This window comes from Pseudomonas muyukensis (assembly GCF_019139535.1).
Taxonomy (GTDB): Bacteria; Pseudomonadota; Gammaproteobacteria; order Pseudomonadales; family Pseudomonadaceae; genus Aquipseudomonas; species Aquipseudomonas muyukensis.
Genome location: NZ_CP077073.1, coordinates 2,560,390 through 2,574,019 on the forward strand (window position 1 = coordinate 2,560,390; position 13,630 = coordinate 2,574,019).

General features: G+C 64.6%; 12 protein-coding genes and 1 pseudogene. 6 read left to right on the forward strand and 7 right to left on the reverse strand.

The window, feature by feature from the left end; all coding sequences use genetic code 11:
- The first annotated feature begins 17 nt into the window (after positions 1-17).
- Positions 18-1,202 carry a two-component system response regulator RssB gene (rssB, locus tag KSS95_RS11495; protein WP_217853758.1) on the forward strand — a complete coding sequence of 395 codons (1,185 nt, stop codon included), beginning with the start codon at positions 18-20 and terminating at the stop codon, positions 1,200-1,202.
- Positions 1,199-1,681, forward strand: a complete 483-nt coding sequence (gene rssC, locus KSS95_RS11500) for an anti-sigma factor antagonist RssC (protein WP_134691725.1) — start codon at positions 1,199-1,201, stop codon at positions 1,679-1,681. The genes rssB and rssC overlap by 4 nt, the downstream gene beginning before the upstream one ends.
- A gap of 78 nt (positions 1,682-1,759) precedes the next feature.
- Here the strand turns inward: rssC and KSS95_RS11505 are convergent, their stop codons facing one another.
- From KSS95_RS11505 to KSS95_RS11520, 5 genes and pseudogenes are all read right to left on the reverse strand, one after another.
- The gene (locus KSS95_RS11505; RefSeq protein ID WP_217853759.1) at positions 1,760-3,613 is read right to left on the reverse strand and encodes an alkaline phosphatase D family protein; all 1,854 of its coding nucleotides are present in this window, start codon (positions 3,611-3,613) and stop codon (positions 1,760-1,762) included.
- A 193-nt stretch (positions 3,614-3,806) separates the two neighbouring features.
- Entirely contained in the window at positions 3,807-4,727 is a 921-nt protein-coding gene (gene tal, locus KSS95_RS11510; protein ID WP_217853760.1) for a transaldolase, read from the reverse strand.
- 189 nt (positions 4,728-4,916) lie between these two features.
- Entirely contained in the window at positions 4,917-5,924 is a 1,008-nt protein-coding gene (gene dusA / locus KSS95_RS11515; RefSeq protein WP_217853761.1) for a tRNA dihydrouridine(20/20a) synthase DusA, read from the reverse strand.
- A 163-nt stretch (positions 5,925-6,087) separates the two neighbouring features.
- Positions 6,088-6,180, reverse strand: a pseudogene (locus KSS95_RS24815) (DUF3077 domain-containing protein); the annotation flags it as partial.
- 419 nt (positions 6,181-6,599) lie between these two features.
- Positions 6,600-7,304 carry an SOS response-associated peptidase gene (locus KSS95_RS11520; RefSeq protein ID WP_217853762.1) on the reverse strand — a complete coding sequence of 235 codons (705 nt, stop codon included), beginning with the start codon at positions 7,302-7,304 and terminating at the stop codon, positions 6,600-6,602.
- A gap of 105 nt (positions 7,305-7,409) precedes the next feature.
- Between KSS95_RS11520 and KSS95_RS11525 the strand changes: the two genes are divergently transcribed.
- Entirely contained in the window at positions 7,410-7,838 is a 429-nt protein-coding gene (locus KSS95_RS11525; protein ID WP_217853763.1) for a LexA family protein, read from the forward strand.
- Positions 7,828-9,099: a translesion error-prone DNA polymerase V subunit UmuC gene (gene umuC / locus KSS95_RS11530; protein ID WP_217853764.1), complete on the forward strand. Its 1,272-nt coding sequence runs from the start codon at positions 7,828-7,830 to the stop codon at positions 9,097-9,099. Before KSS95_RS11525 ends, umuC begins: the two co-directional genes overlap by 11 nt.
- Positions 9,100-9,178: 79 nt before the next feature.
- On the opposite strand, the gene KSS95_RS11535 is transcribed toward umuC, so the two are convergent.
- On the reverse strand, positions 9,179-10,201 hold the full coding sequence (locus KSS95_RS11535; RefSeq protein WP_217853765.1) for an acyltransferase family protein: 1,023 nt from the start codon (positions 10,199-10,201) through the stop codon (positions 9,179-9,181).
- A gap of 232 nt (positions 10,202-10,433) precedes the next feature.
- Between KSS95_RS11535 and KSS95_RS24565 the strand changes: the two genes are divergently transcribed.
- Together KSS95_RS24565 and KSS95_RS11545 are read left to right on the forward strand one after the other, a co-directional pair.
- Entirely contained in the window at positions 10,434-10,499 is a 66-nt protein-coding gene (locus KSS95_RS24565) for a hypothetical protein (protein ID WP_225935585.1), read from the forward strand.
- Between the two features lie 147 nt (positions 10,500-10,646).
- Complete coding sequence (locus tag KSS95_RS11545; protein WP_217853766.1) at positions 10,647-11,267, forward strand: LysE family translocator; 621 nt, start codon at positions 10,647-10,649, stop codon at positions 11,265-11,267.
- A gap of 199 nt (positions 11,268-11,466) precedes the next feature.
- On the opposite strand, the gene KSS95_RS11550 is transcribed toward KSS95_RS11545, so the two are convergent.
- Entirely contained in the window at positions 11,467-13,515 is a 2,049-nt protein-coding gene (locus tag KSS95_RS11550; RefSeq protein WP_217853767.1) for a TonB-dependent receptor family protein, read from the reverse strand.
- Between the last annotated feature and the right edge of the window lie 115 nt (positions 13,516-13,630).

Genomic DNA, 13,630 nt, shown 5'->3' on the forward strand with positions numbered 1-13,630 from the left:
TGGCGCCGTTCGCCCACATGCAGAAACCCAGTGCAACGCTGCTGATCATCGATGACGACGACGTGGTCCGTGCCAGCCTCGCCGCCTATCTGGAAGACAGCGGTTTCAGCGTCCTCCAGGCCGGCAACGGCCAGCAGGGGCTCCAGGTCTTCGAAGCACACCAGCCCGACCTCGTGATCTGCGACCTGCGCATGCCGCAGATGGGCGGCCTCGAGCTGATCCGCCGGATCAGCGAGCTGGCCCCGCAGTTGCCGGTGATCGTGGTGTCCGGTGCCGGGGTCATGAGCGATGCGGTCGAGGCCTTGCGCCTGGGCGCGGCGGATTACCTGATCAAGCCCCTGGAAGACCTCGCCGTGCTCGAGCATTCGGTGCGCCGCGCGCTCGACCGCGCGCGCCTGGTCCTGGAAAACCAGCGCTACCGCGACAAGCTCGAGGCCGCCAACCGCGAACTGGAAGCCAGCCTGCACCTGCTGCAGGAGGACCAGACCGCCGGACGCCAGGTGCAGATGAACATGCTGCCGGAAAACCCTTGGCTGGCCGGTGAGTTCGCCTTCGAGCACCAGATCATCCCGTCGCTGTACCTGTCGGGCGACTTTGCCGATTATTTCCGCGTGGACGAGCGGCGCATCGCCTTCTACCTGGCGGACGTGTCCGGCCACGGCGCTTCGTCGGCGTTCGTCACGGTGCTGCTCAAGTTCATGACCACGCGGCTGCTGTTCGAATTCAAGCGCAGCGGCAAGATGCGCGAGTTCAAGCCATCGCAGGTGCTCAGCCACATCAACCGCGGGCTGATCAACTGCAAGCTGGGCAAGCATGTGACCATGGTCGGTGGCGTCATCGACGAGGACACCGGCCTGCTCACCTACAGCGTCGGCGGCCACTTGCCGCTGCCGGTGCTGTACACCCCGGGCCAGGCCCGCTACCTCGAAGGCCGCGGCTTGCCGGTCGGGCTGTTCGACGAGGCCAGCTACCAGGACCAGGTGCTGGAGCTGCCGCCGCAGTTCAGCCTGACCTTGATGTCCGATGGCATTCTGGACCTTTTGCCGGGGCACACACTCAAAGATAAGGAAGCGACCTTGCCGGAAATCGTCAAGGCAGCGGGGGGTAGCCTGGAGGGGCTGCGCCAACGATTCGAATTGGCTACGCTTGGGGAGATGCCGGATGATATCGCCCTATTGGTGTTGAGCAGGAACCTTGAATGAGTACCGGTAGAATCCAGTTCGCCGAACAAAGCGGGACCTTCGTTCTGAAGTTTGTCGGTGAAGTGCGCCTGACCCTGTGTTCGGCGCTGGATGCGACGATCGAGAAGATCTTCACCGCGCTGAACTTCTCGGCCATCGTCATCGACCTGACCGAAACCGAGAGCATCGACAGCACCACCCTGGGCCTGCTGGCCAAGCTGTCGATCCTGTCCCGGCAGAAGGTCGGCCTGCTGCCGACCGTGGTGACCACCAACCCCGACATCTCCCGCCTGCTGCAGTCCATGGGCTTCGACCAGGTGTTCAACATCGTCGACCGCCCGGTGCCGTGCCCGGAGTGCCTGACCGACCTGCCCTCGCAGGACCAGGACGAAAGCGTGGTGCGCTCCAAGGTGCTGGAGGCGCACAAGATCCTCATGGGCTTGAACGACTCCAACCGCGAAGCCTTCCATGACCTGGTGCATGCGCTGGAACGCTCCTGACCCTGCCGACGCCATCGCCGGGCAAGCCTGCAGGAACGATTGCATTCATCGTCGGTGCGGGCTTGCCCCGCGATAGCGTCAATCCTGGATAAACGCCGTCGCCGGCGAACCATCGGCATTGAGCTGATACACCCGCGCCGGTCGCCCCTGCTCATCGAAGAACACCTGCCCCAGCCCCGCGCTGTTCCACAGGCGCTCCCCGGCCTTGCTGCGGCTCGGTATGCGCGGCACCACCTCCATCTCCCGACGCTTGGTAAACCAGTTCAGCGGCGAGCGCGGCGAATACAGCCAGCGGTTGAGCCGGTCGAGCACATCCAGCAGGCGCCGCGGAAACTCGTTCTTGATGCCGCTGCTGGTCACCTGCCACAAGTGCGGGCTGCGCTGGCGATGGCGGATCAGCACCTGGTAGACGAACGAGTAGTGCACGTCGCCGGACAGCACCACGTAGTGCCCCGGCGTGCGCGAATGGCGGAAAATGTTGAGGATCACCTGCGCCGCGCCGCGATGGGCCATCCAGTTCTCCGCATCCACCAGCAGCGGATAGCCCAGGGCGCTGAACAGCCGCTGGACGGTCTCGATCAGCTTGACCCCGAAGATCGGCGCCGGTGACACGATGACCGCCGAAGGGTGGTCCAGCAGCGCCTGCTGCAGTTCGCTCAGCGCTTCCCAGTCGAGCAGGCCCGAGGGCTTGGCCAGGTTGCTCTCGCTGCGCCAGCGGCGGGTGCGGGTATCCAGCACCAGCAGTGGCGGGTTGCTCGGCAGTGCGTATTGCCAGCCCTGGAAACGCAGGAGTTCGCCGATCAGCGCGTCCCGCTCATCGCTCAACTTGAGGCATTGCTCGACCAGCGGCGCGCAGCCGTCCGGGTCGTTGCCCCAGCCCTGGCACAGCAGGTAGCCGAGCAGGGCGTTGCCGATGATACGCCGTGAGAACGGATGGCCATAGGCGGTCTGTTCCCACTGCGCCGACAGGTTCCAGTCGTCGGTGATGTCGTGGTCGTCGAAGATCATCAGGCAGGGCAGGTGGGCCATGACCCGCGCTACCTGGCCCAGGCCCTCGGCGAAGCCCGCGACGAGCGGCTGCTCGGCGCGGTAGCGGGCCTGGCGCTGGGCGGTCAGGCCGGGGGGCATGTCCATGCTCACCAATGCCCAGGGTTGCGGCGACCACACCAGCAGGTACATGGCCATCACCTCGGCGAAGGTCACCAGGTGGTTGTCGGCGTTGCTGGAGGAGAAGATCGGCTTGCGCTTGCCGCCGAAGAAGCGCTCGCGCAGGGTCTCGTTGCCTTCCTGGGCCGGCAGCAGGTCGGCGCGGTGGTAGTAGCAGGCCGGGTGGCGATACAGCGCCGCGCCACTGTCGACCAAGGCCCCGTCCAGGGCCTCGTCGAACAGCCCCAGGCGCTCGATCAGCCGGTGGATGGCGCGCAGCATGGGGCCGGCGACATCGTCGGCATAGACCTGGTCGCCGCTCATCAACAGCACGGCGGGGCGCTCTGCGGGGGCTGGGCTGGCCGCGAGCAGGCGGTCGGCGCACAGCAGGCCGTCGGCGGCCGGGTGATGAGGCTTGCGGCAGGAGCCGTGGAGCACCTGGTCGAGGCGTTCGCGCAACACGAAGCTCGGGCGGCTGGCCCCAGGGTAGAGCAGGTGCGGGGCCCAGTCGGCGATGCCCTGGCCGTTGGCCAGGCGCAGGTCGTATTCGAGGGCCACGTCGCTGGGTAGCGGCTGATCGAAGTGGATGTCCAGCAGGTGGATAAAGGCCTGCGTACCCACAGCGATCACCTGGCAGCGCGTCGTGGCGCCGATGCCGGCCTGATCCAGGAGAAATTCGGCTTGCAGCGGTTGCGAGCCGACCAGCCAGATCGCCAGGCGCTGCGGCTCCAGGCGGCGCAGTAGGGGGCCGGCAAGGACAAGGGGGAGGGTGGCGCTGGGGATCATCTAAGGCTCGGCGTTGTCTGGTATGACGCTATCGCGGGGCAAGCCCGCTCCCACAGGTTATGGGGATTGTGGCGTATTCATTGTGGAAGCGGGCTTGCCCGGCGATGGCGTTGCGGGCCCCCCAACGAAAAACGGGCGGAAAATGCTGTGCATTTACCGCCCGTCGATCAAGCCGAAGATGTATCAGGCTTTGTCAGCCAGCCATCAACGCTTCCAGCTTCTCTTGGTCCCGAGCGAACTGGCGGATGCCCTCGGCCAGTTTCTCGGTGGCCATGGCGTCCTCGTTCATCGCCCAGCGGAACTGGCTTTCGCCTAGCACCTGCTTGGCCTCGCCGGCATTGCCCGGGGTGAGGATACGCGGCAGCGCGCCCTGGTCGTCGGCCAGTTGCTGCAACAGCTCGGGGCTGATGGTCAGGCGGTCACAGCCGGCCAGTTGTTCGATCTGGCCGATGTTGCGGAAGCTTGCGCCCATGACCACGGTGTCGTAGCCGTTGGTCTTGTAGTAGTCGTAGATGCGGGTGACCGACTGCACGCCCGGATCCTCGGCGCCGACGTAGTCCTTGCCGGTGCTCTTCTTGTACCAGTCGTAGATGCGCCCCACGAACGGCGAGATCAGGAACACCCCGGCGTCGGCACAGGCCTGGGCCTGGGCGAAGGAGAACAGCAGGGTCAGGTTGGTCTGGATGCCTTCCTTTTCCAGCTGCTCGGCGGCGCGGATACCTTCCCAGGTGGACGCCAGCTTGATCAGCACGCGGTCGCGCTTGATGCCTGCGGCGTCGTACAGCTCGATCAGCTGGCGGGCTTTTTTCAGCAGCGCCGGTTCGTCGAACGACAACCGTGCGTCCACCTCGGTGGAGATGCGCCCCGGGATGACCTTGAGAATGCCCGAACCCACCGCCACGGCGAACTTGTCGCAGGCCAGGTCGACATTGCCCTTGGCGTCGGCCTTGACCTGCTTGAGCAGGTCGGCGTAACCCGGGATGGCCGCTGCCTTGAGCAGCAGCGAAGGGTTGGTGGTGGCGTCGACCGGCTTGAGGCGGGTGATGGCGTCGAGGTCGCCGGTGTCGGCAACCACGGTGGTGAACTGCTTGAGTTGTTCCAGCTTGGAGGTCATGGGCGTGCTCTGTCCTGTGCAATGACTCGACATTACCCGAGCCCCGACGGCCACTCAAGGCCCGTCGCAGGCGGATCGGGAAAGCCCCCGCAGGCAACGCGCCCCGCGATGGGCTGCAAAGCAGCCCCGGCTAACGCCGGGCCTGCCGAAAGGCTCTCCCTTCGAGTGCCAACCCTGCCCCAGGTTCCCTCAGCGCCCTTGCAGCAGCTCGGCGGCCTGGTCCAGCACCTGCAGCGGCTCGCTGGCCTTGTGGATATCCGCCGACAGCAACTGGCGGAAGCGCCGCGCCCCCGGGAAGCCCTGGCCCAGGCCGAGGATATGCCGGGTAACGTGATGCATCGCGCCGCCGCTTTGCAGGTGCGCGACGATATATGGGCGCAGTTTCTCCATGGCCTCGGCGCGGCTGACTACCGGCGCCGTGCTGGCGAACAGCTGCTGGTCCACCTCGGCCAGCAGGTACGGGTTGTGGTAGGCCTCGCGGCCGAGCATCACGCCATCGAAGGTCTGCAGGTGGTTGCGGCATTCGTCGAGGGTCTTGATACCGCCGTTGAGCACCAGCTCCAGCTCGGGGAAGTCGGCCTTCAGCTGCGCCGCGACGTCATAGCGCAGCGGCGGGATCTCGCGGTTTTCCTTGGGCGACAGGCCTTCGAGGATGGCGATGCGCGCATGCACGGTGAAGCTGCGGCAGCCCGCGTCGCGCACCTGGCCGACGAAGTCGCACAGCTGGGCATAGCTGTCGCGGCCGTTGATGCCGATGCGGTGCTTGACCGTGACCGGAATGCTCACGGCGTCCTGCATGGCCTTGACGCAGTCGGCCACCAGCGCCGGGTGGCCCATCAGGCAGGCGCCGATCATGTTGTTCTGCACCCGATCGCTGGGGCAGCCGACGTTGAGGTTGACCTCGTCGTAGCCAGCCGCTTCGGCCAGGCGCGCGCAGGCGGCCAGGTCGGCCGGCACGCTGCCGCCCAGTTGCAGGGCCAGCGGGTGCTCGGATTGGTCATGGCGCAGGAACCGCTGGGCGTCGTTGTGCAGCAAGGCGCCGGTGGTGACCATTTCGGTGTAGAGCAGGGCGTGCTGGGAGAGCAGGCGCAGGAAGAAGCGGCAGTGGCGGTCGGTCCAGTCCATCATCGGCGCAACGCTGAAGCGGCGGGATGGCTCGGGGCACGGGGTTGTGGGTGTAACGGCTTGAGAATGCATAAGTGTGCGGGACGAACTCAGCGAAGCCAGGCGGCGGGGGCGCTGGCAGGCAATGGGAAGAGTGAATGGCTGCCAGTTTACCAAGCGTGGCGTGATTCGTCCGAACCGATCATCCCCGGCTCTGCATCATCCATCAGCGCCTTGGCCGACGCGCTCATCAACAGGCTTGGTCCCGTGCAGGCTGGCAGGGGATGCCGGGCTCGATGCAGAACAGCGGGTCGGTCTGGCCTGCGCCCGGGTAGAAGCGGGTCTTGCCCTGAAAATCGCGACACCTGCTCGGGCCTCTTCGCCGGCAAAGCCGGCTCCTACAGGTATTGCAGGCCGCAACCGGCGTAGGAGCCGGCTTGCCGGCGAACACCGGCGTAGCCGGTGCCAGCCACCGCGTCGCCTGGTTCGCCAGCAAGGCTGGCTCCTACAGGTATTGCAGGCCGCAACCGGCGTAGGAGCCGGCTTGCCGGCGAACACCGGCGTAGCCGGTGCCAGCCACCGCGTCGGCGGGTTCGCCAGCAAGGCTGGCTCCTACAGGTATTGCAGGCCGCAACCGGCGTAGGAGCCGGCCTTGCCGGCGAACACCGGCGCAGCCGGTGCCAGCCAGCGCGTCGCCGGGTTCGCCAGCAAGGCTGGCTACAGGTGAACCGCCGCACCTTGAACGCGCCTAAATCTGATTTTTTGCCGCTAATCCAGCAGTGGCAGTTGCAGCGCTTCGATCAACTCGGGCCCATCGTTGCGCACATTGCCTACCGCCTTGCCCACCGGGTACCACTTGAAACACCTGGCAGGCGCACACCCCGTTTGCAGCAGTGCTGCGGCACGCTCGTCAGGGGTCGCCGGGTCAATCCACTCGCGCGCCAGTGCCGGGCTGAGTACCAACGGCTTGCGCTCATGAATATCCACCAGGCCCTGATCCGCCGCTGCCGTGACGATGACAAAGCCGTCACGCGGATCGGGGCCGATGCTTCGATGCACCTGCGCCAGCGCGGCAAAGAACAGTGGCGCACCATTGGCCGCCTGAATGTAATAGGGCTGCTTGCGCTTGGCATCGGCAGGGTCCGGCAGCCACTCGAACCAGCCATTGGCCGGTGCCAACGCCCGCCCTCCCGGCCACAGCGCCTTGAAGAACTTGCCCGTTGCCAGCGTCTCGCCCCGCGCATTGATCGGATCGGGCCGTTTGCCCTGCGCCCAAGGGGGCGACCAGCCCCATTTCACTCGGTCAACGCTCAAGCCGCCCGGCACGGCCCGGATCACTTCGACCCGGGAGGAGGGCGCCACGTTGTAGCGGTTGATGCGCAGGTGGTCATAACCGTCGATCACCACCAGGTCCAGCGCTAGCTGCTTGAGGTAGTCATCCATGCTTTCGTAGATCGCATACCGCCCGCACATCGCTCACCTCGCTCGCTCGTCGGTTGCCTGCACGCGCGCGTTGACGCAGGCGCGCCCTGACAGTTAACTGTATGGATATACAGCTATTCATTTGGATTGATCCGCATGACTCTCACCTTCTTGGGAACACCAACCGGCGGCCCTGCCTTGCTGCCGGTGTATGCGTTCCGTGTGCCGGCGGGTTTCCCTTCGCCGGCGGCGGATCACCTGGAGCGGCATATCTCCCTGGACGAGCTGTTCGACCTGCGCGCCCCGCACGTGTACCTGGTGCAGGTGGAGGGTGACAGCATGCACGGCGCTGGCATTTTCTCGGGCGACCTTCTTATCGTAGACCGCAGCAAGGAGGCCGAGCACGGCGATATCGTGATTGCCGCGATCAACGCCGAGCCGGTGTGCAAGCGCCTGTACCGGCGCGACGGCGTGCTGATCCTGCAGTCGGAGAACCCCGCCTACCCAGCGCGGCACGTCATGGAAGGCGACGACCTGGTCATCTGGGGTGTGGTTCGCTACAGCGTGCGCGACCATGCCCAGTGACCAGGTGTTCGCGCTGATCGACTGCAACGCGTTCTACGCGAGCTGCGAGCGCGTGTTCCGGCCAGATCTGGCCAAGACCCCCATCGTGGTGCTGAGCAACAACGACGGCTGTGTGATTGCCAGGTCATATGACGCCAAGCCCTACGTGAAGATGGGCGAGCCCTATTTCCAGGCCAGGGAGAAGCTGCGCCGGCATGGCATCGTGGCGTTCTCGTCCAACTATGCGCTGTATGGCGACATGAGCGAGCGGGTCATGTCGCTGATCGAGTCGATGGTGCCCGCCGCCGAGGTCTACTCGATCGACGAATGCTTCGCAGATCTCACGGGCGTGCAGGGGAGCCTGACCCAGTTCGGCCGGGAGATGCGTGCCAAGGTGCTGCGTTGCACCGGTATCCCCGTCGGCGTGGGGATCGCCCGCACCAAGACCCTGGCAAAGCTTGCCAACCACACGGCCAAGCGCCTGCAGGCGCATACCGGCGGGGTGGTCGATATCACCGATGATTTCAAGCGCGATTGGGTGCTGCGCAACACCCAGGTGAAAGAGGTATGGGGCATCGGCCGGCGGATGACGGCGCACCTCGAGGCGATGGGCATTCGCACGGCCATGGACCTGGCAAAGGCAGACCCACGGATGCTGCGCGACAAGTTCAGCGTGGTGGTGGAGAAGACCGCGCGCGAGCTCGCCGGCACCCCTTGCCTCGAGCTGGATGAGGCGGACCCGCCAAAGCAGGAGATCTGCTGCAGCCGGATGTTTGGCAAGCGGCTGACGGAGTTGGCCCCGATCAAGCAGGCGCTGGCCACCTACACGGCGCGAGCGGCGCAGAAGCTGCGCGCCCAGGGATCGGTATGCAAGCGCATGCGGGTCAGCATCCGTACCGGGATGTTCAATCCCGACGAAGCCAAGTATTCCAAGGGCGCCTTGGTCGAGCTGCCATACCCCACCAACGACACGCTGCTGCTTACCAGGGCGGCCACCGAAGCGGCGGTGCAGGTCTACCGCTCGGGCTTTCGCTATAGCAAGGCCGAGGTGCTGCTGATGGATCTGCGGCAGCCAGGGGAGTTCAGCGATGACCTGTTCGCCGTGACGCAGCCGGCTGCTTGTGATCGGCTGATGTCGATGCTGGACGCAATCAACGGCAAGTACGGCCGAGGGACGTTGCGTACGGCCAGCGTCCCCGACACCCCTGACTGGGGGATGCGGCGCGAGATGATGAGTCGGTCTTACACCACGCGGATCGATCAGCTATGGCGAGTCCGGTAGAAGGGCAGTCCAGGTCATGGGGCAAAAATGGGGAAAACCGAGCGCCATTCCATGCCCCTCTAGGCCCTTTGGGGGTAGCTCACTGATTGAGTGCTACCGGATCTACCCGTGTCGAGGCCCTTTTTTTCATGTATTTGGCAATCGGCCGCTCCACCAGGTTGAAACTGGCTGCACTGACCAAGGCAATCAGAACGACCGAGCTGATCAGGGTCACCATGGGCGGCAGGCCAGTGTGCGTCTGCACGGCCAGCATGAGGCAGAGGATCGGGATATGGCACAGGTAGGTCGAGTACGACCAGTTACCCAGTGCATTGAGCCGGGTCATGTTTTGCATCCGCCTTTCTTGCGAAAGGGCTGCGATCACGATCAACGCACAGGGAATACCGGACTTGAACGGGTTGTGGGTAACCTGCCCGACCTTGGCGATGATCAACAGCGCCGTGGCCAACAGGCCGGCGGCTAGCCATGGCTTGATCGCGTTGATCAGGCCGCGTTGGTAGAGCATGCCGATGAGCACGCCGAAGAGAAACTCGTACACGATCTTGTGCTTGTAGAACTCGAAGGCGCCTCCCAGTTCTGGCAGAAACTTGCGCAGCGCCAGAATGCCCAGGAACAAGCCCGCGATACGCCAAGGCCTGGGCAGCCATAGCGAGCCGAAGAATACCGCGTAGAAGGCCATTTCATAGTTGAGCGTCCAACCGACGGTCATGAGTGGGAAGTAGCCGATGCCCGAGGGGTTCAACGCTGGAATGAAGAAAAGACTCTTGAGCAGGAAACCTGGCTCAAACGAAGTCAGCGCAACCATGCCAGGCCAGTAGATCAGCAATGCCGCGGTAAAGGCGCTGAACAGCCAGTATGCCGGGACGATGCGTGCGATGCGGTGAGTGGCGAACTCCAACGGGGTGACAGACTGTCGGGTGGCGGACAGGTAGATGACGAACCCGCTGATGACGAAAAACAGGTCGACACCAATCGCGCCGTATCGGTGCAGCCCTACGGAAAGGGGATCGGTCAAGGTGAAGTTGTAGGTGATTTGCATATAGTGATGCAACACCACTATCCATGCCGCGAGGGCCCGCAGGATTTGAATTGAATTCAGCATTTTTCATCGTTTTCCAACCAAACCGCGATGCTATTAGCTTGGGCTTGAAAAATCCATTGGCTGGTGTCGATGACGCACCCTGCCTGTCGGCTCGGCCAAGGGTGCGGCGGCGCAGGGCTGCCGCTGTACAGCAAGGCCGGGGTTCTGCTGATGTCGATGGTGGACGAAATCAATGGCACGTACGGCCGAGGGACGATGCGTACGGCCAGCGTCCCCGACGCCTGGCTGGGGGATGCGGCGCGGCATGAAGAGCCGCTCTTGCACCACACGGATCGACCCGCTGTGGCGGGTGCGGTAGAAAGGACGAGCTTGGCGGCAGATATTCGTTCATGCTGCGTTGAAAACAGCCTGGCCTGACTTTCGGTCCCAGGCGTTTGCGTACAGAGCCCAGGGGTAGCGTTGCGAACTTGATTACCCCCGCACATCTCGCCGAGGTCACCTGCCGATGTCCATTGCTGACAACCTGATTGCGTTTACCTTCGCCGCAACGCTGCTAACCCTAACACCCGGCCTGGACACGGCATTGATATTGAGAACCGCCACCCTCGAGGGAAAGGCGCAGGCGCTTCGCGCCGCATTGGGCATCAATACGGGTTGTTTGCTATGGGGCGCCGCTGTCGCCTTTGGTCTTGGGGCGTTGCTTGCCGTCTCAGAGTTGGCGTACAACGCCTTGAAGTACTGTGGTGCCGCCTATTTAGCCTGGTTAGGGCTAAACATGCTTTTGCGTCCGCGCAAGTCGTTAGCGCCCATCGACACGGCAACAAAGCACAACCAGAACTGGTTCCTGAAGGGCATGATGGGGAATCTCCTGAATCCCAAGGTTGGTATTTTCTACGTCTCTTTTCTGCCTCAATTCATTCCCCAGGGCCAGCCGCTGGTTGCTTGGACGTTTGCCTTGGTAAGCATCCATGTGGCAATTGGCTTGCTATGGTCGACGCTGCTGATCGCCGCGACCCAGTCGCTGGCCGGGATATTGCGGGGTGAGAAGGTAGTGGCGTGGATGGACCGTGCAACAGGCATGATCTTCGTGCTTTTTGCGGCACGTCTGGCCCTCAGTAAACGTTAAGTTCCTGCGCCAGTGAGCAAGCCGCTTATGACGCCTTGATCAACACCTGCAGCGTTGGAGGCTGGCCGCTGGCGCCCTGTTCGCCGCCAAGGCCGGCTCCTGCAGGCCTTTGTAGGAGCCGGCTTTGCCGGCGAACAGCATCTCGACCAGGAAAAACCCTGACGCACCAGCGCCGCCTGGCAGTCGCCATGCCCTTGCCTCAGCGCAAGCTGTAGGAAACCCCCGCATACACCGCAAACCCTTCCCCCGGCGTCGAGCGCGCTTCATCGCGCCCGCCGTCGTCATACCCCGGCGTCACCGTGGCGGCATAGCGCTGGTTGGTCAGGTTGCGCAGGTCCAGCCAGGTTTGCCAGTCGCGCTTGGGTGAGTTCCAGCCCAGGCGCGCGCCCAGCAGCGCATAGGCGTCGGCGTGGTTGCTGTTGGCGTAGTCCACCTGCACCTTGGAGGCCATCTGCGTATTGACCCCGGCGTAGAAGCCGCTCGGCCAGTCGTAGCGTAGCTCGGCCTGGTAGTAGTGCATGGGAATGCCGGGCAGGCGGTTGTCGCCGAACCTGTCGTCGTCGCGGTAATGGAAGTCGCTGAAGGTATAGGCTTGGCGCAGGCTCAGCTTGCCGGTACCGGGGCGTTCCCAGAGCAGGCTGTCGAGGCCGGCCTCGATGCCCTGGTGCACGCTGGGGCTGGCGTTGAACTCCTTGAACGGCAGGCCTTGCACGACTTCCACGTTCAGCAGTTCATGACGCACCTGTGCGTAGTACCAGGCCAGGTCCCAACGCCCCACCGCCGAATCGCCACGGGCGCCCAGCTCCAGGGTGGTGGCGGTCTGGTTGTGCATCTTCATGGGCTGGTTGGCGACTGGCGCACTCCACACCAGCGACCACGGATGCGGCGGCTCCACCGAGCGGCTGAGGTTGCCGTACAGCTGCAGGTCCGGGCGGATGTCGTAGCGCAGGCCCAGCCGCGGCGCATAGTCCCAGTCATGCTGGCTGACCTTGCCGCCACTGGCCGGGTAGGTGACGTCGCTCTCGCGGCGGGTGTAGATCATCGCCAGGCCCGTGGTCAGCCACAGGTTCGGGACCAGCTCCAGGTCGTTACCCAGGTGCAGCACGGTGTCCGAGCCCTGGTAGCTGAAATCGCGGGTGCGTGCGCCGGTCAGGTCATTGACCCGGGAAAACTGCGAGGCGCCACTGTTGGGCAGGTGCTTGGTGGTGCGCCAGCCGAGGGTAGTCTTGCTCTCGTGCCCAAACAGAGTGTCGCGGCGCAGGTAGTTGAGCGTGCCGCTGACATCGCTGTAGGCGACCTTCAGGCGCATCGGGCCTTCGCGCAGGTCCATGGGGTAGTCGTGATAGACCAGGCCCGCCTCCAGCCGCGAATCGTCGTCGAGGAAGAAGGTGGTCTTGTTGCCGACCCAGGTGCTGCCAGGTTGCGGACGGCGATCGTTGCGGGCCAGGTAGGCTGGGTTGGCAGCCCGTGGATGATGCTTGATCTGGTCCTTGGTCAAGCGCCCGGCCAGGTCATTCTCGGTCTCCCGGTAGCGCAGGTAGAAGCGCGTTTCCAGGTTCGGGTTGAAACGGTAGCCGACGTTGGCGGCGATGCCCTTGGCGCTGCCGCTGCTGTGTTGCTGGTAGCCATCGTACTCGGCATCGGTCAGCGCCACGTAGTAGTCAAGGTTGCCCAGCACCTGGCCGGAGCTGATGTGCCGGCGCTGGTAGCCGCGGCTGCCGGCTTCATAGCGCACTTGCAGGGGCGCGGCATCGTAGCCGGTGTGGGTCAGGTAGTTGATCGCACCGCCCAGGGCCAGCGAGCCCTGGTCGAAGCCGTTGGCGCCGCGCAGCACTTCGGCGCGGTTCAGCCACAACGGCTCGAACAGCTCGTAGGGCGTGCCGCCGGGGCCGGTCAGCGGCAGGCCGTCGAACATCGTGTACACCCCCGAGCCGTGGGCGCCCGGTGCGCGGTTGATGCCCGAACCGCGGATCGACAGCTTGATGCCGTCATTGCCGGCTGACTGGGCGAATACCCCTGGCTGATAGGCCAGCACGTCCTGGTTGCTGGCCACCCGGCCCTGGCTCACCCGGCCCATGTCCACCAGGTTGCTGGCGCCGGGTACCTCGCGCAGGCGTTCGGCGGCGCTCTCGAGCTCGGACTGGGCCTGGCCCTGGATCAGTACCTGGTCGAGCTCGACGCGGTTGGCGGCCTGGGTGGTGCCAGCGACGAACAGCGCCAGCAGGGAGTAGGGGAGGGTGGGACGCATGGGGACGGGGTTCCAGATCGGGTGCGGGAGTCTGACGCTGCAAAGGGCAGACGAAGCACAGTGGTCGATCTGTAATAGGTTCGCCGGCAAGCCGGCTCCTACGAGGGGCGGACGA